We start from the raw sequence: 19243 nt of genomic DNA on the forward strand, positions 1-19243 counted from the left end.
TCACCAACATTGGAAGGCTGGCTAGGCGATGAAGCTGCCAATCTCCCCCCTTGCGGGGGAGATGTCCGGCAGGACAGAGGGGGGTGTGAAGGATCGCTACCAAGCGTCTTTCACACCCTGTCGTCTCGCCCCTTGAAGTCCTTCGCCAAGAGATAAAGCTCTACAGATTCATCGCGCGAGGCGGGTGGCTTGACGTGGTGCACCGACCGGAAATTCTTCTTGAGCATCGAGAGCAGCTCGTTCTCCGCGCCGCCCTGAAACGTCTTGGCGAGGAAATGTCCGCCCGGCTTCAGCACCGATAGCGCGAAATCGGCGGCCACCTCGCACAGATGCATGGTGCGGATATGGTCGGTCCGCTTGTGGCCGGTGGTAGGTGCGGCCATGTCGGACAGCACGACATCGGGGTCACCACCCAGCGCCTCGGCCAGCTTCTGCGGGGCTGCCGGATTGAGAAAATCCATCAGCAGCACCGGCGCGCCGGGCACGGCATCCATTTCCAGATAGTCGATGCCGATGACATGCGGGTTTTCCGCCGTCGATTTCGTCCGCGCGGCCGCCACCTGGCACCAGCCGCCGGGCGCGGCGCCAAGGTCGATCACCTTCATGCCGGGCTTGAGCAAGTGATGCTTGTCGTCGATCTCGATCAGCTTGTAGGCCGCGCGCGAGCGGTAGCCGTCGGCCTTCGACCGCTGGACATAGGGATCGTTGATGTGGCGCTGCAGCCAGCGGCGCGACGATTCCTTCAGGCCACTCTTCTTCTTGATTCGCGTCTTCAGCACGCGAATGCTGGCGGAGCCTGGTTTTTCCGGTTTCTTGGTCATTGGTTGATTTCTTGCTTGAGCATGTGCGTTTCGCGGAGGGCTTCCCCCATTCCGTCGCCGCTTCGCGGCGCCACCTTGTATCTACACGAGAGCGATTTCGTGGGATTGAAGCGATTGAGCCAAGGTCCGGGCGGCCGCCCGGACCTTGGCTTGGCGAAGTCGCCCGTACCACCTGAGGTTACAGCCGCGGGAGAGCTTGGGATCTTCGCCTTCGTCACGCACGACCGAACAGTCGCTTGGTTCCAACCGTACGCACAAGGCAGGTTACCGTGAACAAGATCATTTGTGGAGTTGATGTTTCGAAGGATTGGCTGGACGCGCATGTCTGGCCAGGCGGTGCGGCAGAGCGTTTCGCCAATGACGCGACGGGCATCGCAGCTCTTTGGCTGTTCTGCCGTGGCCACGGCGCAGCAATGGCGGTGATGGAGGCGTCGGGCGGCTATGAGAGGCTGGGGTTCATGCTTTTGTGGGCGCATGGCATGCCGTGCGGCGTGGTCAATGCCAAGAGCGTGCGTCGCTTCGCCGAGGCGATGGGTTATCTGGAAAAGACCGACCGGATCGACGCTGCTGTCATCGCCCATTACAGCGAAGTCAAGAAGACGGTCCCCACGCCACCGCCGAGCGCTGCCCAGCAGCGGCTCGCCGCACTGGTTGCGCGGCTTTGCCAGGTTGTCGGCGATGCGACCATCAACAAGCAGCGCAGAAGTGCCGCACGCGACGCCGAGACATGCGCCAGCATCGAGGCCATGCTGGCCTTCCTCAAGCGCGAGCAACGACGGCTGGAAGGCGAGATTGCCTCGATGATCGACGACGATCCGCTGTGGGCCAGGCTGGAGCGGGCCTTCCGTTCGCTCAAGGGGGTGGCCGGGCGCACCGTCGCCCGCCTGATGGCCGAACTGCCTGAGATCGGCCTCATCTCCAACAAAGCCATCGCTAAGCTGGCAGGCCTCGCCCCCATCGCAGATGACAGCGGCAGGCGGGCCGGCAACAGGCATGTGCGCGGCGGACGCGCCGGGCCGCGAGGCATCCTCTTCATCGTCGCGGCCATCGTGGCCAAGTTCGATCCCCATCTCAAAGCGTTCGCTCAGCGGTTGCAACAGGCCGGAAAGTCCAAAATGCTCATCCGCATCGCACTCGCCCGAAAACTCCTCGTCATCCTCAATGCAAAAGCACGCGATGCGCGAGCCGAGTTCGCAAATGCAACTTGACACCCCAGACAGTCGCTCTCCCCCCTCCGGAGGGAGAGGAAAGGCGCCAGCCGGCGCACGCTCGCGCCTTTCCTCTCCCCCGTCGACCGGGGGAGAGGTGTCGAGCGAAGCTCGACGGAGTGGGGGTCGACTGCTCATTGCTGACGAGGTCCTTAGATTCGGGATCATGCCCTGCCCCACCCATCGTTGCGCCAGACGCCGTCATCCGCCATCAGCTCGCTTAATATGCCCTCGCGCAGCCCGCGGTCGGCGACGCGCAGCCGCTCGGATGGCCACACCGCACGGATGGCTTCCAATATAGCACAGCCGGCCAGCACCAGATCGGCGCGATCGGCGCCGATGCACGGGTTGGCGCAGCGCTGCTGGAAATCCCAGCCGACCAGCTTCTCGACCATGCGATCGACGCTGTCGCGGTCCATCCATAGCCCGTCGACACGGCGACGGTCGTAGCGCTCGAGATCGAGGTGGACGCCGGCGAGCGTCGTCACCGTGCCGGATGTGCCGAGCAGATGGAAATTCGGGCTGGCCTTGAGATGGCTCAACCGGTCGCGACCGTCGAACGAGGCCAGCCTGCCGGCGACGTCATCGACCATGGCGGTGAAAATCTCGCGCGTCACGGTGCGGCCGCCGAAACGTTCGGCCAACGAGACGACGCCGACCGGCAGCGACGTCCAGGACACGATGTGGTTGGCGAGCCGCGGCGAACGGCGGCCGGTGAGGTCGATCAACGCAATCTCCGAAGAACCGCCGCCGATATCGAACAGGACGACGCCCTGCGTGTCGCGTTCGACCAGCGAACCGCAGCCGGAAACCGCCAGCCGCGCTTCGGTCTGGCGGTCGATGATCTCGAGCTTCAGCCCGGCCTCGCGCTCGACGCGTTCGAGGAATTCGACCCCGTTCTCGGCCGAGCGGCAGGCTTCGGTGGCGATCAGCCTGGCCTTCCTGATCTTGCGGCCGCGCAATTTGTCGCCGCAGACTTTCAGCGCCTCGACGGCGCGGTCCATCGCCGGCTGGCCGAGCCGGCCATTGGCGGTCAGCCCCTCGCCCAGCCTGACGATGCGCGAAAAGGCATCGATGACGCGGAACTGGCCGTGACGCGTCGGCACCGCGACCAGCAGCCGGCAATTGTTGGTGCCGAGGTCGAGGGCCGCGAAAACGGGAAGCTCGTGCACCGGAGGCCGACGGGTACCCTGTTCGGGGCGTGGTGTTGGAACGACCGATGCGATCGCCGCAGCCGCCGACGGAATAGGCGCCACTGCCAGGACCGCGGCCGTTCCCGGCACCGGTGACCGATTGTCCTGCGGACGCGCTTCATCGCGCGCGAAAACCTTGCGCCCGCGCCTTCGCTTGCGCCGCTTCTTGGGTTTGCCCTTCTGGTTATGGGTCGCGTCGCCCGCCTGCCCGTCGGCGGAGCGAGGCTCCGTCGGGCGGCGTTGCTGCCAACCGGCCGTCCCCGAGCCCGATGGCCCTGGGGAAGCGCTGGACGCGCCCACCTCCGGCGCGCCTGCGCCGGTGTCGCGGTCTTCCACTGTCGTTCCTTCCGGCGCCGCGCGAACCGGTGACGGACGCAGCAGGCGCTTTGGCATGTTTCAAGTTGCCGCCAGACTAACAGTGCCGCGCCCGATCACCAAGAGCCGGTTGCTGAATTTTGCCGGCTGGCCGCGCGGCCGCCCGCGCGACAAGTGTTCGCGGTTGAATAGCCGGCTTCAATGAGGCATTTCTGAAATGGATTGAGGTCACCGGGCAGCCGGCCTCCCACCATCAGGCAAAAAGGAAGCGGAAACGCAACGCATGGCAGTCAGGCAATGAACTGGAGACGCTATTTCTGGCCGGTCGTCGGCATCGCCGCGGTGATCTTCTCACTGCTGCTGCTCTGGCACGAACTGCGCGGCATTTCGCTCGACGATGTCTGGGAGGGTCTCGCGGCCATCCCAACCCGCGGCTGGGTCCTGGCGGCCGTGAGTTCGGTCATCGCCTATGCCTCGCTCGCCGGCTACGACCACATCGCCCTGCTTCATATCGGTAAAAAAGTGTCGTGGCTGTTCGTGACGCTCTGTTCCTTCACCACCTACGCCCTGTCGCACAACATCGGCGGCTCGGTGTTCTCCGGCGCCGTCATCCGCTACCGCGCCTACGGCACCAGGGGCCTGAACGGCCAGGATGTCGGCGTGCTGGTGGCGATCTGCTGGATCACCTTCGTGCTGTCGACCATCCTCGTCTCCGGCCTCGTGCTGGTCTTCGAGCCGCAGGTTCTCGACCGGTTCTCCGGCATTGCCCATCACGGCCTGTCGGAAGCGGCGGGCATCGCCATGCTGATCCTCGTCGCCGCCTACATATTCGGCAGCTGGCTGCACCTGCGCCCGCTGAAGATCGCCAGCTTTCAGGTGCATTATCCAGCACTGCCGATCGTCGCCAGGCAATTGCTGGTCGGCCCGATCGAACTCCTGGCGGCGACCGCGATCATCTTCTTCGCCCTGCCCGAGACCCACAATCCCGGCTATTTCGTCGTGCTCGGCGTGTTCCTCGTCTCGTTCTCGATCGCCCAGATCTCGCACGCACCGGGCGGCCTCGGCGTGTTCGAGGTGGTGTTCCTGGCCGGGCTTTCGGACATGGACCCGGTCGGGGTGCTGGCGGCGCTGCTGGTGTTCCGGCTGTTTTATCTCATCATCCCGCTGATTCTCGGGCTTGGCGTCGTGCTGTTCTTCGAACGCTCGCAGTTCAGCCGGACGGAGAGCTGAGACGCGTTCGGCGGCCTTCTCCCCGTTCACGGGGAGTTGAGGAGCGGTCCGCAAAGCGGACGAAAAGCCAACTGCTTGGCTTTTCGTCCGACGAACGCCGGCAGGCGGATGAGGGGCAGCGCAAACTTGTGCGATTGGCCGATTTGAGCCGCAGAGCAGGCTTGACTATTTTCCGCTGGCGGCTACAAGGCAGCGCTCAAGCGGCTCAGCCGTTCGGCCCGCGCGGTCCATGACCACGCCTGCTGGGGAATAGGTTAACGGTAGACCCACGGACTCTGACTCCGTTAGTCCTGGTTCGAATCCAGGTTCCCCAGCCAACTCTCTTTCTTCGTTGTTTTTCAATGAGTTAAGCAATGTTAGCGCACATGAAGTGTTACACCTTTGTGGATGCTCCACATGGTCATTTAGAGTCCTAGCGGCAGAGTTCCGATAAGTTGGCCGGTAAGACCGACAAGAACCCACTTAAGTCCCTTCCCCGACAAATCGCGCGCCTCACCATTTTCCACCAGATCCTCCAAGAATCCATGGATAGAGGCGCCCAGACGCTTTACGGCGATCGGATCAAGCAGGCCGTTCGGATCAATAATATCTAGATCGGCGCCAACTACGCTGCCGGCTGGCCCTGTGACCTGCCTCTTTATTGCCCATGCCTCCCGGCGAGATTCCAGCCGCAGCGCCGATTGCGCCAGCCGATAAGTCCAATCGAAAATCTTGTGTTCGTTCCGACGCCTGTCGGCGGTGAGTTTCTCGAATTTGGCTTGAATCTTCTCTGCCCTGCGAACGTTTCTAACACCCACTTTGTCGGCCAACCGGGTCAGTCCGCGCCCGAACATGAAGGGCCACTCTTTGGTGAGCAAAAGAACCCCGTAGAAGTCGCAACATAGCCCCGCAACTCCCACCCAATGCTGGACGGATGACATTTCCATTCCTCCCCCAAAACGCTATTTTTGATTTCCTGCGTGGTTACCAGCGCCGTAGGCCACCTATGGAGAACACGCCAGCAGGAACCGCGTTGCAAGGCCAGACAGCGAATACGCCGGCTGAATTGTCGGGTTTCGCTGAATCATTGGCCAATTGGGACGGACGCTTGTGATAAGGCTTTGAAGGGTGCTTTTCTTCTCGATGGCGGCGCCCGCCTGATCGTTCATCGCTCGTAGATATGCACGCAACCGCCTATCGTCAGCTACGAGTTCATTCTCCCTCCCGGTTTTTTTCTTGATGCCGACCTGGATAAGATTTTCTGGGATCGTGTATTCCGGAGAGTAAATCAATCCGATTCTAAGCAAATTGCTTATGGAATAGGAAATATTTTCTACACTAAATCCTTTGAACTGACCCTGATGCTCACCATCAGCCCAATCTGAGAACTCCTTTTCGATTTCATCAATCATGAGATCAAAACTCTTACCTCCCTTCATCTGCTTATTAACGTGAGCATCGTTCAATATTTCTCTACGCTTCGCAAATAATGCATCTCTTTTACTATTAAAGTCCATTATATACTTTAAGATCGCCGCATCTAGCCCGCTTAAATTTCCAAGAATCCTAGAGAACGATGGATCAATATACTTGTCATTGGTCGGATTCATAGCGTTTGCGAGCAAAGCCGACCACATTTCTGTGAGGGAGATATCCTCTTGCTTAGAGCACCCATCGAAGATCGCATAAAGCTCCCCCATCGGCAGGGATTTCGCATTCTCGATAGGGATGCCGGCCGCCTCCAAATGTTCCTTTGTCTTGATGAGGGTTGTGATGAGTCGCCGCGTTCTCCATTGCTTCACGTCGTCGCCAAACCATCCGCCAAATACATCCCCTAGAACGCCTGAAATGCCATCCAGCGTTGTGTTCATCGCCCTTTCTGCCACGCGAGCCGCTGCGGCCTCCATCTCGCTTTTTATCAGCGTTATTTCCGGAGCAGGCGTTAGGTCGGTTCCCATCAAAAGCAGCCCTCTTCCCATTTGTCCCGCAGCAGAACATAAGGTTGTTCTGGTCACATGCAAATAGAACCCACTTCTGATAGCAAGACAGAGAAGCCGATGAGCAACAATCCGGGAAAAAAGGGCAAACCGGCCCCTTGGGAAAAGCGTTCCGCCGAGCACCGCGAACACGTGCTTCAAGAATACCGGCTCGCCAACCATGCTGCTTATGCCGAATGGTCCGAGCGACGACATGAAGCGGCAAAATCCTTCAGGCATGAAACTGGAGCCGACGACCTTTCGAACCGTGACATCTTTAAAGCGATGAAAGCTGCAGACGTGCGCTTGCGGGCATGGGAGAAGAATAATCCCAACCCGATGTCGTGGGACGATTACAAGCGACTGGAAGCAGAATTCGCGGCGCAATACGTGAAGAGGGACTTCTCATAGAGCAAGCCTTCCTTAACCGCGCCGCTAACGTCACCCCCTCTAGTTTCAAGCCGTGTGGAGTCTTTTGCCTTCGCGCTGCGGAGATTCATACATGCGCCGGACCGTGCTTTTACTCTCTGTTCTATTCTCGACGCCTGGCCTGGTTTCAGCCAGCGCCGAAGAAAAATGGCCGTCCATCATCTACTTCGGCGAGAAGACCAATGAACGGGTTACCGGACCGCTGTATTGGGATGGCCAAGCCGGGCTGCTTGCACAACAGCGGCTGCGCGAGCAAAGCGGAAGCGCCGCGACTGGCTACGGTGCCATAAGTGAGATAACGGGCAATCCTAGAACCACACGCGTGGCCGGCTACACGAAGGCCAACGGAACGCGGGTCACACCCTACTACAGGAGCCGGCGGTAAGCGGAAGAGCGCGGTATGATCCGCGCCCTTCGCATGTGTGCCATTATCTAGCTGACCGTTGCGTAGCCGTGATCCTGTGGCCACTTTCGAGGCCGTTGGGGGAAGAGGAATTATTTCCTATTGCCAGCCTTATCGGCCGGGCTCATCCCAATGTGGCTTATGTGCCTCTGCTTGGAGCAGTGGGAGTATCCGTTGGGCTTCGGTTACGAGGGCCTGAATGTTAAATTCCTCTCCCCAGAATATGACGTCCGTCGTTTGCGGATCGAACATTCGGAACATGTCCGTTGGCTCCATCCCAACGATGGCACTGTTTTTAGGCCCGATGATCTTATCAGCATGATTGTGCGACTTAGATTCGGCCCACCACCTGTCTATGCGCTCGTCCATGTGCTCAAAATTGTTTCGCATATTGACGTCCCGGAGCGGCGAGTCATCGGCAATGCCAATGCTTTGGCGGAGTCGCTCGCGTTGGTTGGCGAGTTTTCCCTTCTGCCCCCACAACATTTTAGAGATGTTCGCGCCAGCATTAAGCAGGTTTTGCACCGCGTATAAAACGTGGTCGATGTTATGTGAGGCTAGGCCCGCGTTTATCTCGTTGGCTGCGGTGAGGAGGAACTTACATTGATCCAAGACCTGCCGCTGAAAGACGCGAAGATGAAACGTTTCCATTTGGAATCCTAAAATCACCGGCTAAACACGCGTTCAAAGCACGTATTGTGAGCGCAAAACCAAAGCGCGTCTACTCGGGCCTTCGGCCCTCCCTGCGCGGCCTTCGGCCTTGCTCGCGCTTCGCGCGACCTCTTTGGTCTTTTCGAACCGGGTCTTGTTTCCTTCCCGCTTGCTTTTCTCGTCGCCCAATCCCTGCAGTATATGACTTTCCCCCTGTCCTAAAAGTCAGCACTTAAATGATGACACTTAGGACAGGGGAAGCGATCCCTCAAATCAGAAATGAAGCGCCGATAACGTCGCGACCAAGCACATGACGATGAAGACACCGCCGGTCGTTTCACGGCAGGACTGGGAAGCCGCACGCGAAAAGATGCTGGTGAAGGAAAAGGCGACGCTTCACAGACCGAGTGTCTGACTGGCGCCCAGATGCACGAAAACTGCCGAAGGTGCCATCGTCTCATGCATGGCAGATTGACGGGTGGCCTCGACCAAGACGGCCGCTGCCCGTTCAACCCGGTCGGCCGCATGGTCGACCTGGTCGAGCTTCTTCGCCAGCCGGCCGTGCAGCTTCGAAAGCCGTGTTGCATGATGGGCGGCGCTTCGCTTTCGGCCGTCCAGATTGAGCGGTTCAAAAAACATGGGGACCTCACTGTGCGCAACGAATCCTTACGCCGGCTTCTCACGGTTTGCGATTCCTTCAAAAGGACGAGGCCCTATCCCTTTGATCCGACCCGGCTCCCTCCTCAGAGGCAAATAACGCGTTGGTCATGGCAGTCGCTGCCGGGCTAAGCTCCGCAAAGGTTTTTTGCATTGGGCTCCATAATGGTCACTGACAGCCAGTACATTCTCGAAAGCATCAGCCAGGGCTGTGCGGTGCTTGACGATGGCGAATTCCTCATCGACAGGCTGGTGAAGTATGTCGGCAACGGAAGGATCCGTTGGCACGTCGAGTTTCGCGGGCACCGGATCGAGTTCACGACCGGCCAGCTCAAGAAGCAGCCTACTTTCCGCAGGAAGATACTCGAACAGGCTGGTGTGCTGCCGCCCCAGCGTGCCGGGACCAATTACAGGCGATGGGCACTCGACCTGAGGAAGAATGCCATCGAGCTTCCCTGGCGCGATAGGCCTGTCGATGCCGGTTTTGCCATCGACAGGCTCGCTAGCCATGGCGATGGCCGCTGGACGGTTGAATACCAGGGCAAGGTCATCAAGTTCACGACGACCAAGCTCCGCCGGCAAACCAGTTTCCGCAAGAGGATGCTGCTCAAGGCCAAGGTGCTGCCGCCGCAGCTGGATCCAGTTGCCTATCGGAAATGGATGGACTGGCTCATTCAAAACGCCACCGAGGCTACCCCGCAGGCCGACGATGCCTTGATTTCAGAGAAAAGCTGGCTCGACGACCTGCCAGAGCTGGCCGGATGGCAAAATGAAGCGGTGCCCGAAGGGACCGACTAAGGGCGGCGGTAATACCTGGAACAGCCGATCAAACTTGAATGGAAGACATGGACCGCTTCAATCTCGGCACCTACCGCCGCCCCATCTCTACCCGCTCGACTGAAACCCAGCGCTGGTTCGATGTCGGGCTGAACTGGTGCTACGGCTTCAATCATGAGGAAGGCATCAAGTGTTTTGAGAAGGCGCTGGAAACGGATCCGGACTGTCCGATGGTGCATTGGGGCATCGCCTATGCCGCCGGGCCTTTCTACAACCTGACCTGGAAGGAGCATGGCGAGGCCGAGGCAAACAGCGCGACGAAGCGCTGCTTCGAGCATGTGCAACAGGCGCACGCCAATGCGGCTGCCGCCAGCGAGATCGAACGGGCCTTGATCGAGGCGCTGGCCGCTCGCTTCCAGAAGCCACAGAAGGTGAGCCCACAGGAATTCGAGCAGTGGGACGATGCCTATGCCGCCGCGATGCGGCTGGTCTACCAGGATTTTCCTGATGACCATGACGTGATGGCACTGCTGGTCGAGGCGCTGATGATGCGCACGGTGCGGCGGCTGTGGAACCTCAAGACCGGTGCGCCGGCGCCGAACTCGGACGTGCTTGAAGCCCTGGAGGTCTGCGAGCGGTCAATCCGGTTGGCAGACCGGGCCGGCGTCGCCCAGCATCCGGCGATCGTCCACCTGCACATCCATCTCTTGGAAATGTCCACCATGCCGGAACGCGGCATGCGCTCGGCGGACCTGCTCGGGCAGATGTGTCCCGATGCCGGGCACATGAACCACATGCCCGGCCATATCTATGTGCTGTGCGGCGAATACGAGAAGGCGAAACTCGCCAGCGAAAAGGCGGTGCGCGCCAACGACCTCTATCTCGCCTATGCCAACGAGCCGACCTACTATCTGCTCGGCTGCTGCCACGATCTGCACCTGATGATGTTCACCTGCATGCTGTCAGGCCAATACCGGCCGGCGCTGTGGGCCGCCGACAAGGTGCGAAGCCTGGTCGTGCGCGACGTGGTCGCCATCCAGGATCGTCCCAAGCTCACGCAAACAGTGGAAGGCTATCACGCGATGAAGTCGCATGTGCTCGTGCGCTTCGGCCGCTGGCAGGAGATCATCGACGAACCGGTGACGGCGGAGCCCGGCCTCTATGTACTGACGGCGGCCATGCAGCACTACGCCAAGGGCGTCGCGCACGCGACGCTGAGGCAATTCGCCGAGGCCGAGCGCGAGCGTGAGCGGTTCCACCGGCATGTGGAAAGCATTGCGCCGGAGCGGCGTTTTCTCAGCAATCCCACCCGTGCCTCGCTCGCGGTCGGGGCTGCCTTGCTCGATGGCGAGCTTGCCTATCACCAGGGCCGGCACGACGAGGCTTATGGCCATCTGCGGCAAGCGGTCGAGCTGGACGACAACCTCTCCTACACCGAGCCATGGGCGTGGATGCACCCGCCGCGCCATGCACTGGCCGCCCTGCTGCTCGACCAGGGCCACGCCGAGGAGGCCGAGCAGGTCTACCGCGACGATCTCGGCCTCAGCGGCACGGTGCAGCGCTGCGCCCAGCACCCGAACAATGTCTGGGCACTGCACGGGCTGGTGGAATGCCTGACACGGCGTGGCGAGAGCGACGAATTGCAGGCGCTGCAGGCACGTCTTGCCGTGGCGTCGGCCAAGGCGGACGTGCCGATCACCTCGTCCTGCCTATGCAGGACGAGCGTGCAAGCGGATCATTGCTGCTGTCATTGAAGCTGTCGCGGAAGTGGGCCGTCGCGCTGACGCGAACGGCACCTTCCGCTACGAGAAGATCTCCGCCAACTCGTCGACGCTGACGCCTTCCTTGACCTGGCGCAGTTCGACATAGCTGACAGCCGTGGCGACGGAGATCACCATCGACACGATGGTCTGCACCAGGGCGCCCAAGACCGCAGCGGCAATTCCGTGGAAGAGATAGATGACCACCGCGCTCATCGACTGGATGACAAGTGCTATGATCATCAGGATCAGGAAAAGCCCGAACAGGGCCCAGCGGCTGCCCTTCGTCAGCGCGCGGCTGCGCGACATCGAGCCGAACACGCCGAGCCGCTCCTGGATAAGCACCGGTATCGACACCGACCAGCCGAGCCAGAGGATGATGCCGGGCACCACCAAAGCAATCGAGGCAACGCCAACGCCAAGCCCGACAAGCAGGCCAATCCCGAGCGTCGGCAACAAATTGCGGATCGCCACCCGGATGCAGTCGCCAAAGCTCGGCCTCTTGCCGTTCAGATCTTCGATCGCCGCTCGAACAAGACTGGACTGCAACAGAAGCGAAAGACCGACATAGAGTATTCCAAACACCGCGAAGCCGACGAAATAGCCGAATGTGTAATTCGCGGTCGCCACGGCAAGACCAGCCGGATCTCCAACTGCAGGGGCAGCTGGTCGCGCAAGCTGCGAGACAAGATTCGGCAATCCTGAAAATACGGCGGCAAGGCCAATGCAGAGCCCGATGTTGCGGCCGATAACAGCAAATGTGTTGTTGAACACCCTGCCGATATCGAATTTCTCCCGCCGTGCCAATGTGGTTGAAGTCATGACGTCGTCCCCTCCTCACCGGGCCATGCCAAGCGGTGTTCCCGACTGCTAATCTGTCAGTATTGATAACCGACGTCCAATCACTTGCAATTGCCGTGCAGCATTGCCAGTGTTGGCGACGAACCGCGGGTTGCAGGGAGCGAGCGGGTGACAGTCGCACAGCCGGACACGGCGGACGCCGAAGGGCTGGCAAATCTGCACACGCAGCTGCTGGCGGACCACTCCATCCAATTCGATCTGCCGAGCCTGGTGCCATCAGAACCGCCGGCATGGCTGAAGCCCGTGCTGGAGATGCTGGCGCGGATGGGCCCCTACATGATCTACATGTTCTGGGGCGCGGTGATTATCGGCGTGGCGGTCATCGTCCTTCTGGTCGCACTCGAAGCGAAGGGGGTGGCCTGGCGCCTGCCTTGGCGGCGCACCCGCAAGGAAGCGGAGACGCAGGACGACTGGCGCCCGGATTCCAGCGCGGCGCAGATCCTGCTTTCCGAGGCTGACGCGCTCGCAGCGCGCGGCGCGTTCGACGAGGCGGTGCATCTCCTGCTTCGGCGCAGCGTCGCCGACATCGCCGGACGGCTGCCCGACTTCCTGCGCCCATCGCTGACGTCGCGCGACATCGCAACTGCACCATCGCTTCCGTCGCGGGCGCGCCAGGCGTTCAGCGAGATCGCGCGCATCGTCGAGGCGGCGCTCTTTGCCCGCCGGCCGGTCGGCGCCGAAGGCTGGCAGCGGGCGCGCGGCGCCTATGAGCGATTTGCCTTCAGGGATGCCTGGACATGAGCGCGCCGGCTGCCGAGACAGCGCAGGAACCGTTCAGCCGCAGAACCCTGTTTTGGGGCATTTTTGCCAGCCTGCTGGCCGCGGCCGCATTCTTTCTCCTGTCCACCTATGCCCCGGATTTCCGCCAGCCCGGCGGCGGCGCCACCCCGCTCTCTAAGGGCGGCTCGGGCTATGCCGGCATCGTCAAATGGCTGCAATTGACGGGAACGCCGGCACCCATGGCGCGAAACCAGAAAGATATCAGCACAGGCATATTGTCCGGGTTCCTGCTGATCGTCACCATCTCGCCAGACAGCGACCCCGCCGCGCTCGACCGCATCGTCAGGCTTCGCGCGAACAAGCCGACGCTGTTCGTGCTGCCGAAATGGCTGACCCTGCCGCTCGAGGGGCGCCAGGAGTTTGAGATGAAGATCGAACGGCTGCCCGATACGGTGGTCAACGACTGGCTCGGCCACATCGTCAAGGCAAGGCTCGGTATCGGCAACAGCACTGTCGGGCAGATCGACGTGCAGGGTCATATGGTCGTCGCGCCCGATCAACTGCAATGGATTGCCGACGACCAGCCGCTGATCGCGGCAGGCAACGGCAAGGCAGTGCTCTCCGAAGTCAAGGACCAGCCATTCTATATCCTGACCGATCCGGACCTGATCAACAATGCCGCGTTGAAGGACTTCACCAAAGCCCAGGCGGCGCTCGACCTCATCGCTTCACTCGAACCGGCCAAGGGCGCCGTGATCTTCGATCTGACGCTGCACGGTGCCGGCCAGAGATACGATCTTGCCAAATTGCTGGTCGAGCCGCCGTTCCTGGCGCTGACGCTGTCGGTGCTGGCGGCGGCCGCCCTTGCCTTCCTGCATGGTCTCGGTCGGTTCGGTCCGCCACGGGCCGAGGGCCGGGCGATCGCCTTCGGCAAGCGGGCGCTGGTCGACACCACGGCGATGCTGCTCAGGCGCGCCGGGCGGTTGCAGGAGCTCGGCGACCGTTATGCGGTGCTGATGCGTGCGCGTGCCGCAGCATTGCTCGGCGCGCCGCAAGGCTTGCCAGGCGAAGCGCTCGACCGCTGGCTCGATTCCCGCGACCACGGCGAAACCCGAGGCTTCAGCCGTCGCTTCAAGGCCGCGAACGAAGCCAGGAATTTGGCTCAAATGCATGAAGCAGCGCAGGAGCTGCATGACTGGACGACAAGGAGGCTCGGTGAACGTCGATGATGTGAAGGCCCTGGCGACCGCGATCAGGGAAGAAGTGGCGAAGGCGATCACCGGACAGCGCGACACGGTCGATCTGATGCTGACGGCATTGTTCGCCGGCGGGCACATATTGCTCGAGGGCCCGCCAGGCACGGCCAAGACCATGACCGCGCGCTGCTTCGCGCAGGCGCTCGGCGTCGTCTACGGGCGCATCCAGTTCACGCCTGACCTGATGCCGGGCGACATCGTCGGCTCGAACATCTACAATTTCCAGACCGGGCAGTTCACGCTGACGCGCGGCCCGATCTTTTGCGACCTCCTGCTTGCCGACGAGATCAACCGCACGCCGCCGAAGACGCAGGCGGCGCTGCTGGAAGCCATGCAGGAACACGCCGTCACCTTCGACGGCACAACGCATGCGCTCAGCCATAACTTCATGGTGGTGGCGACACAGAACCCGATCGAGCATCAGGGTGTCTATCCGCTTCCCGAAGCCCAACTCGACCGCTTCCTGTTCAAGCACAAGGTGAGCTATCCCGACGCGCGGGAGGAACGCGCCATCATCGTCCATCATGGCGGCGGCTCCGCTTCCCACGACATCAAGCAATATGGCATCACGGCGCAGGCCGACCGAAAGACGCTGGAGAAGGCGCTCGCCACCGTCGGCGACGTCATGCTGGTCGACGATGTCGTGGGTTACATCGCCGCCCTCGTGCGCGGCACGCGAGAGAGCCCCGATTTGGAGGTTGGCGCAAGCCCGCGCGCGGGCGCCATGCTGGCGCGCGCCGCACGCGCCAGGGCAGCGCTCGACGGCCGCGCCTATGTCATCCCCGACGATGTCAAGGCGCTGGCGGTGCCGGCATTGCGCCACCGCGTCATCCTGTCGCCGGCGGCGCAGATCGACGGGCGGCTGGTGGAGCAGATCGTGTCCGATCTTGTCGACCAGACGGAAGCACCGCGTTGATCTATCCGAGCGGCCGTGCGGTCTGGGCAGCGGCGGCGGGCGCCATCCCCGCCTTCCTGATCGCGCTTGCGCTGCCCTCTTTCTGGTATCTCGGCCTGCTGTGGATCTGCATCCTGCTTGCATTCCTGGCGGTCGACGCGGCTGCCGGGCGTGGGCGTGCAGCGCTCACCGCCAGCCTTTCCGCCCCACCGCAAGTCGGCGTCGGCGGCCGTTTCACCCTTCATGTCGCGGCCAGCCTCGGCGGGCGGCCGCGCGCGCTGCAGGCGCGGGTCGGCCATGATCAGCGGCTGGCGCCAGTGGCCGGCACCGGCGGCGCGCTGCCGGCCAATGGCGGCACGCTCGACCTCGAATTCGATGCGCTCAGGCGCGGCATCGCCGGCTTCGACCGGCTGTGGCTGCGCTGGCGCGGCCCGTTCGGACTGATCTGGAACCAGGTGGTCCTGCCGATGGACCGGAAAGTCGCGGTGCTGCCCGATGTCAGCAGTGCCCGCGACGAGGCGATCACATTGCTGCAGCGCTCCGCGCTGGCCGACGGCCATGCGCAAAGGCGGGCCGGCCAGGGCCGCGAGTTCGAAGCGCTGAAGGACTATCAGCCCGGCATGGGCCGTCGGATGATCGACTGGAAGCGCAGCGCGCGCCACGGCAAGCTTCTGGCGCGCGAATTTCGCATCGAGGAGAACAACAACATCGTGCTGGCGATCGACTGCGGACGGCTGATGTGCGAGCCGGTGGACGGCGTGCCGAAAGTCGACCGGGCGGTCACGGCAGCGCTGTTGTCGGCCTTCATCGCGCTCAAGGGCGGCGACCTCGTCAGCCTGTTCTCCTTCGACGCCAGGCCGCGCGTGTCGAGCGGCGCGGTGCGCGGCTCGCCGAGTTTCACGATGATCCAGAAGCGCGCCGCCGAGATCGACTATTCCAGCGAGGAGACCAATTTCACCCTGGCGCTGACGACATTGGCGGCCAAGCTCGACAGGCGCTCGCTGGTCATCATCTTCACAGATTTCGTCGATCCGATCAGCGCCGAGCTGATGCTGCGCACCGTCGGCCGGCTGACCGAGCGGCATCTGGTGCTGTTCATGCTGATGAAGGACGCCGAGCTGGAGGCGCTGGCCGACATGGCACCCGCCACGCCGGAGGATGTAGCCCGTGCGGTCACCGCCGGCGGCCTGCTTCGGCAACGCCAGGTGGTGATCGGCCGGCTGCGGCTGCTCGGCGCGCATGTGATCGAGGCCGACCACCAGCGGCTCGGCCCGGCGCTGGTCGAGCGCTATATTCAGCTCAAGGAGGAGAACCTTCTATGACGCTGCCCGCTGGCACCGATGCGGTACGCCAATCGCTGGCGAGCTTCCGTCAGGAGCGCGAGGCCGACTGGAAGGCATTCGAGGCGCTGCTTGCGCGCGTCGAGAAACGCGCCCCGCGCACGCTTTCGGAAGATGAGCTGCTGTCGCTGCCGCTGCTCTACCGTTCGGCGCTTTCTTCGCTGTCGGTCGCCCGCGCGACATCGCTGGACAGCGCGCTGATCGCCTATCTCGAGGCGCTGTGCCTGCGCGGCTATTTCTATCTCTATGGCGCGAAACGGGGCTTGCGGCAGCGCGTCGGCGATTTTTTCCTGCGCGATTGGCCGGCGGCGATCCGCGATCTGTGGCGCGAGACCTCGGTCTCGGTCGGACTGACCCTTGTCGGCGCCATTGCCGGCTACTGGCTGGTCGCCTCCGACAACCGCTGGTACGACGCCATCATCGCGCCCAGCCTTGCCGGCGGCCGCAATCCGGATTCGTCGGTCGAGGCGCTGCGCAGCGTGCTTTACGATGGCGGCAGCAGCCACTTCCTGTCGGGATTTGCCGCCTATCTCTTCACCCACAACACGCAAGTGGCGATCCTGGCGTTTGCGCTCGGCTTCGCCTTCGCGGTGCCGAGCGTCCTGATCATCCTGATGAACGGGTGCATGCTCGGCGCGCTGTTCCAGGTCTACGCCGCCAAGGGGCTGGGCTTTGCGCTTGGCGGCTGGCTGTCGATCCACGGCACGACCGAACTGTTTGCCATCGCGCTGGCCGGTGCCGCGGGCATGCGGATCGGCACGCGCATCGCCTTTCCCGGCGAATCGACCCGGATGGCCGCCGCCGCTCAAGCCGGACAGGTGGCGGCGACCGTGATGGTCGGCGTGATGGTGATGCTGTTGTTTGCCGGCCTGCTCGAAGGCATCGGCCGGCAGACGATCACCAGCGATGCGACCCGCTACGCCATTGGCGGCGGCATGCTGACGCTATGGATTGCCTATTTCTACCTGTTCCGGATGGTGCGGCATGGCAACGGCTAGGAACCCCGCCGCACTGATCAGGCCGTTGATCACGCCGGAGGGCGTCGACCTCAGGGTCAAGCTGGCGGACGCCGGCACGCGGGCTTCGGCCTTCCTGCTCGATGTGGTCATTATCGTCGCCGCCGCGGTGGCCGTCAGCCTGGTCGCGATCTTCGGCCTCGGCGGCCTTGGCCTGCGCGAGGCGGAGCCACTTTTCGTGGTCTGGATCATCTTCATCTTCCTGCTGCGCAACGTCTATTTCATCGCCTTCGAGGCGGGCCGGCGCGCCGCGACACCAGGCAAGCGGATCGTCGGCGTTCGGGTCGCGTCGCGCGGCGGCGCGGGCCTCACGATCGACCAGGTCATCGCCCGCAACCTGATGCGCGAGCTCGAGGTGTTTTTGCCATTGTCGATCATCGCCGTGCGCGGCGGCACCGGCGTCGCCGATACGCTGTCGACGATCTTCGGCCTGGTGTGGGCGCTGCTTTTTTCGCTGTTTCCGCTGTTCAACCGCGATCGCCTGCGCATCGGCGACCTGCTCGCCGGCACATGGGTGGTCGAGGCGCCGAAGCTGGCGCTGGTCGAAGACCTGTCGCTAAGACAGGATCCGGCCGCCGGCCGCTTCCACTTCAGCCCGGCGCAGCTCGACGCCTACGGCATCGCCGAACTGCACAGACTGGAGGAAGTGCTGCGGCGCGATGACCATTTCGCGATGAAGGCGGTTGCCGAAACCATCGGCCGCAAGATCGGCGCGACGATCGAACCGAACGATTCCAAGGCCTTCTTGACCGCCTATTACGGTGAGCTCAGGGCGCATCTGGAACGCAAGCTTCTGCTCGGCAACCGCAAGGTGGACAAGTATGCGCGGTAGCCCGGGTCTCTACGCCAGCCGGGTTTTCTACCTCAGCCACTTCTCATAGTCAGACACCAAGAGGTGCACCGGCGCGACATCCTCGTCGATGTTGGAGAAGCGGCCGATCGGCTCGCGGAAGACATTGTCGGTGAGATCGTCGTTGACGGTCGACACCTCGCCGATCAGCACGTCCTTGCCCTCGGCCCAGAAGGCGTGCCAGACGCCCGGCAGCAGCGTGACGCTCTGGCCCGGGTCGAGCTTCAGCAACCCGCCGGCCGGCATCCTGTGGATGGTTCCATCGACCGGCACCGATACTTCGGCCTTGGGATCGATGCCGCCGTCGCGATCGTGCATGAACAGTTCCAGCACCAGCTTGCCGCCGCCGCGGTTGATGATGTCCTCGGCCTTGATGTTGTGGCGGTGCATCGGCGAGAGCTGGTCCTTGCGCGAGATCATGATCTTCTCGGCGTAGAGCATGCCCATGCCCTTCTTCATGTCCTCGTAGCGGCCGTTGCGAACGGTGAACAGGAACAGGCCGAGCTCGTTGAATTTCTCCTGGCCGTAATCAGTGATGTCCCAGCCGAGCCGCGAGGTGAAGATGGCCGAGGAATCGACCTGGCGCGCCTTCATCTCCTCGGGTGACCAGTAGGCGAAGGGCGGCATGATGTAGCCGAACGAGCGGATGAAAGCGTCGGCTTCGCGGATGATGTCGTTGATGGCGGAGCGTTTCATGATCATGGTCCTTCGTGTCGATACGCTTTGTTTGGCAGCATGCATGTCGTTGTCCCAAAACCATTGGCCACTTTTTGGGCGACATGCATGGCAATTCGCATAGCCGAACACTGGTGCGGTGTCGATCCATCCAGCCGCCTGCTCCGCCCTGGCCGTGAACCGATGGCCCACCGATCCCGTCCGCTGGCTGCGTGACATCACGCGCTTTCG

20 protein-coding genes, 1 tRNA gene and 1 pseudogene are annotated in these 19243 nt (G+C 62.4%); 14 read left to right on the forward strand and 8 right to left on the reverse strand.

Going from position 1 to position 19243, the window contains the following annotated elements:
• Nucleotides 1-110: 110 nt before the first annotated feature.
• Nucleotides 111-821 carry an RlmE family RNA methyltransferase gene (locus MESOP_RS24615; RefSeq protein WP_013896041.1) on the reverse strand — a complete coding sequence of 237 codons (711 nt, stop codon included), beginning with the start codon at nucleotides 819-821 and terminating at the stop codon, nucleotides 111-113.
• Between the two features lie 269 nt (nucleotides 822-1090).
• Between MESOP_RS24615 and MESOP_RS24620 the strand changes: the two genes are divergently transcribed.
• Entirely contained in the window at nucleotides 1091-2029 is a 939-nt protein-coding gene (locus MESOP_RS24620; protein WP_013892107.1) for an IS110 family RNA-guided transposase, read from the forward strand.
• 164 nt (nucleotides 2030-2193) lie between these two features.
• Here the strand turns inward: MESOP_RS24620 and MESOP_RS24625 are convergent, their stop codons facing one another.
• Complete coding sequence (locus MESOP_RS24625) at nucleotides 2194-3558, reverse strand: Ppx/GppA phosphatase family protein (protein WP_013896042.1); 1365 nt, start codon at nucleotides 3556-3558, stop codon at nucleotides 2194-2196.
• A gap of 276 nt (nucleotides 3559-3834) precedes the next feature.
• Between MESOP_RS24625 and MESOP_RS24630 the strand changes: the two genes are divergently transcribed.
• Together MESOP_RS24630 and MESOP_RS24635 are read left to right on the forward strand one after the other, a co-directional pair.
• Nucleotides 3835-4767: a lysylphosphatidylglycerol synthase domain-containing protein gene (locus MESOP_RS24630; RefSeq protein WP_013896043.1), complete on the forward strand. Its 933-nt coding sequence runs from the start codon at nucleotides 3835-3837 to the stop codon at nucleotides 4765-4767.
• Between the two features lie 243 nt (nucleotides 4768-5010).
• Nucleotides 5011-5084: transfer RNA gene (locus MESOP_RS24635), tRNA-Gln, on the forward strand.
• A gap of 87 nt (nucleotides 5085-5171) precedes the next feature.
• Here MESOP_RS24635 and MESOP_RS24640 read toward each other — a convergent pair.
• Together MESOP_RS24640 and MESOP_RS24645 are read right to left on the reverse strand one after the other, a co-directional pair.
• Entirely contained in the window at nucleotides 5172-5687 is a 516-nt protein-coding gene (locus MESOP_RS24640; RefSeq protein ID WP_013896044.1) for a hypothetical protein, read from the reverse strand.
• Between the two features lie 63 nt (nucleotides 5688-5750).
• Complete coding sequence (locus MESOP_RS24645; protein WP_013896045.1) at nucleotides 5751-6704, reverse strand: Abi-alpha family protein; 954 nt, start codon at nucleotides 6702-6704, stop codon at nucleotides 5751-5753.
• 99 nt (nucleotides 6705-6803) lie between these two features.
• Here MESOP_RS24645 and MESOP_RS24650 point away from each other — a divergent pair, with 99 nt between their 5' ends.
• On the forward strand, nucleotides 6804-7133 hold the full coding sequence (locus MESOP_RS24650; protein ID WP_013896046.1) for a hypothetical protein: 330 nt from the start codon (nucleotides 6804-6806) through the stop codon (nucleotides 7131-7133).
• Between the two features lie 91 nt (nucleotides 7134-7224).
• Entirely contained in the window at nucleotides 7225-7536 is a 312-nt protein-coding gene (locus MESOP_RS24655) for a hypothetical protein (protein WP_013896047.1), read from the forward strand.
• Nucleotides 7537-7665: 129 nt separating this feature from the next.
• On the opposite strand, the gene MESOP_RS24660 is transcribed toward MESOP_RS24655, so the two are convergent.
• Nucleotides 7666-8205, reverse strand: a complete 540-nt coding sequence (locus MESOP_RS24660) for a hypothetical protein (RefSeq protein ID WP_013896048.1) — start codon at nucleotides 8203-8205, stop codon at nucleotides 7666-7668.
• Between the two features lie 310 nt (nucleotides 8206-8515).
• Here MESOP_RS24660 and MESOP_RS35250 point away from each other — a divergent pair.
• Nucleotides 8516-8602 (forward strand): annotated as a pseudogene (locus tag MESOP_RS35250) (DUF899 domain-containing protein); the annotation flags it as partial.
• On the opposite strand, the gene MESOP_RS24665 reads toward MESOP_RS35250, so the two are convergent.
• Nucleotides 8602-8844, reverse strand: a complete 243-nt coding sequence (locus tag MESOP_RS24665; protein ID WP_013896049.1) for a hypothetical protein — start codon at nucleotides 8842-8844, stop codon at nucleotides 8602-8604. The pseudogene MESOP_RS35250 and the gene MESOP_RS24665 overlap by 1 nt on opposite strands.
• Nucleotides 8845-9027: 183 nt before the next feature.
• Here MESOP_RS24665 and MESOP_RS24670 point away from each other — a divergent pair, with 183 nt between their 5' ends.
• Nucleotides 9028-9660 carry a hypothetical protein gene (locus MESOP_RS24670; protein ID WP_013896050.1) on the forward strand — a complete coding sequence of 211 codons (633 nt, stop codon included), beginning with the start codon at nucleotides 9028-9030 and terminating at the stop codon, nucleotides 9658-9660.
• Between the two features lie 47 nt (nucleotides 9661-9707).
• Entirely contained in the window at nucleotides 9708-11393 is a 1686-nt protein-coding gene (locus tag MESOP_RS24675; RefSeq protein ID WP_013896051.1) for a hypothetical protein, read from the forward strand.
• 48 nt (nucleotides 11394-11441) lie between these two features.
• On the opposite strand, the gene MESOP_RS24680 is transcribed toward MESOP_RS24675, so the two are convergent.
• Complete coding sequence (locus MESOP_RS24680; RefSeq protein WP_013896052.1) at nucleotides 11442-12221, reverse strand: hypothetical protein; 780 nt, start codon at nucleotides 12219-12221, stop codon at nucleotides 11442-11444.
• Nucleotides 12222-12368: 147 nt separating this feature from the next.
• On the opposite strand from MESOP_RS24680, the gene MESOP_RS24685 reads away from it, so the two are divergent.
• The 6 genes from MESOP_RS24685 to MESOP_RS24710 are packed head-to-tail and all read left to right on the forward strand — an operon-like array spanning nucleotide 12369 to nucleotide 18319.
• Nucleotides 12369-13001, forward strand: coding sequence for a DUF4129 domain-containing protein (locus MESOP_RS24685; protein WP_013896053.1), 633 nt, complete (start codon nucleotides 12369-12371; stop codon nucleotides 12999-13001).
• Entirely contained in the window at nucleotides 12998-14209 is a 1212-nt protein-coding gene (locus tag MESOP_RS24690) for a hypothetical protein (RefSeq protein ID WP_013896054.1), read from the forward strand. Before MESOP_RS24685 ends, MESOP_RS24690 begins: the two co-directional genes overlap by 4 nt.
• Nucleotides 14196-15152, forward strand: coding sequence for an AAA family ATPase (locus tag MESOP_RS24695; RefSeq protein WP_013896055.1), 957 nt, complete (start codon nucleotides 14196-14198; stop codon nucleotides 15150-15152). The genes MESOP_RS24690 and MESOP_RS24695 overlap by 14 nt, the downstream gene beginning before the upstream one ends.
• Nucleotides 15149-16453: a DUF58 domain-containing protein gene (locus tag MESOP_RS24700; protein ID WP_013896056.1), complete on the forward strand. Its 1305-nt coding sequence runs from the start codon at nucleotides 15149-15151 to the stop codon at nucleotides 16451-16453. The genes MESOP_RS24695 and MESOP_RS24700 overlap by 4 nt, the downstream gene beginning before the upstream one ends.
• A complete protein-coding gene (locus tag MESOP_RS24705) occupies nucleotides 16450-17469 on the forward strand; it encodes a stage II sporulation protein M (protein WP_013896057.1) in 1020 nt (339 codons plus the stop codon). Before MESOP_RS24700 ends, MESOP_RS24705 begins: the two co-directional genes overlap by 4 nt.
• Nucleotides 17456-18319 (forward strand): RDD family protein, encoded by an 864-nt coding sequence (locus tag MESOP_RS24710; RefSeq protein WP_013896058.1) that lies wholly within the window; start codon nucleotides 17456-17458, stop codon nucleotides 18317-18319. Before MESOP_RS24705 ends, MESOP_RS24710 begins: the two co-directional genes overlap by 14 nt.
• Nucleotides 18320-18346: 27 nt before the next feature.
• Here the strand turns inward: MESOP_RS24710 and MESOP_RS24715 are convergent, their stop codons facing one another.
• On the reverse strand, nucleotides 18347-19033 hold the full coding sequence (locus tag MESOP_RS24715) for a D-lyxose/D-mannose family sugar isomerase (protein WP_013896059.1): 687 nt from the start codon (nucleotides 19031-19033) through the stop codon (nucleotides 18347-18349).
• Nucleotides 19034-19243: the final 210 nt, after the last annotated feature.

The organism is Mesorhizobium opportunistum WSM2075 (assembly GCF_000176035.2).
Taxonomy (GTDB): domain Bacteria; phylum Pseudomonadota; class Alphaproteobacteria; order Rhizobiales; family Rhizobiaceae; genus Mesorhizobium; species Mesorhizobium opportunistum.

What these genes read in the sequence shown, in the direction of transcription:
- MESOP_RS24680 (WP_013896052.1), bottom strand. Translation starts at nt 12,221, where the DNA reads ATGACTTCAACCACATTGGCACGGCGGGAGAAATTCGATATCGGCAGG.
- MESOP_RS24675 (WP_013896051.1), top strand. Translation starts at nt 9,708, where the DNA reads ATGGACCGCTTCAATCTCGGCACCTACCGCCGCCCCATCTCTACCCGC.
- MESOP_RS24645 (WP_013896045.1), bottom strand. Translation starts at nt 6,704, where the DNA reads ATGGGAACCGACCTAACGCCTGCTCCGGAAATAACGCTGATAAAAAGC.
- MESOP_RS24670 (WP_013896050.1), top strand. Translation starts at nt 9,028, where the DNA reads ATGGTCACTGACAGCCAGTACATTCTCGAAAGCATCAGCCAGGGCTGT.
- MESOP_RS24660 (WP_013896048.1), bottom strand. Translation starts at nt 8,205, where the DNA reads ATGGAAACGTTTCATCTTCGCGTCTTTCAGCGGCAGGTCTTGGATCAA.
- MESOP_RS24655 (WP_013896047.1), top strand. Translation starts at nt 7,225, where the DNA reads ATGCGCCGGACCGTGCTTTTACTCTCTGTTCTATTCTCGACGCCTGGC.
- MESOP_RS24665 (WP_013896049.1), bottom strand. Translation starts at nt 8,844, where the DNA reads ATGTTTTTTGAACCGCTCAATCTGGACGGCCGAAAGCGAAGCGCCGCC.
- MESOP_RS24715 (WP_013896059.1), bottom strand. Translation starts at nt 19,033, where the DNA reads ATGAAACGCTCCGCCATCAACGACATCATCCGCGAAGCCGACGCTTTC.
- MESOP_RS24710 (WP_013896058.1), top strand. Translation starts at nt 17,456, where the DNA reads ATGGCAACGGCTAGGAACCCCGCCGCACTGATCAGGCCGTTGATCACG.
- MESOP_RS24705 (WP_013896057.1), top strand. Translation starts at nt 16,450, where the DNA reads ATGACGCTGCCCGCTGGCACCGATGCGGTACGCCAATCGCTGGCGAGC.
- MESOP_RS24640 (WP_013896044.1), bottom strand. Translation starts at nt 5,687, where the DNA reads ATGTCATCCGTCCAGCATTGGGTGGGAGTTGCGGGGCTATGTTGCGAC.
- MESOP_RS24630 (WP_013896043.1), top strand. Translation starts at nt 3,835, where the DNA reads ATGAACTGGAGACGCTATTTCTGGCCGGTCGTCGGCATCGCCGCGGTG.
- MESOP_RS24615 (WP_013896041.1), bottom strand. Translation starts at nt 821, where the DNA reads ATGACCAAGAAACCGGAAAAACCAGGCTCCGCCAGCATTCGCGTGCTG.
- MESOP_RS24650 (WP_013896046.1), top strand. Translation starts at nt 6,804, where the DNA reads ATGAGCAACAATCCGGGAAAAAAGGGCAAACCGGCCCCTTGGGAAAAG.
- MESOP_RS24690 (WP_013896054.1), top strand. Translation starts at nt 12,998, where the DNA reads ATGAGCGCGCCGGCTGCCGAGACAGCGCAGGAACCGTTCAGCCGCAGA.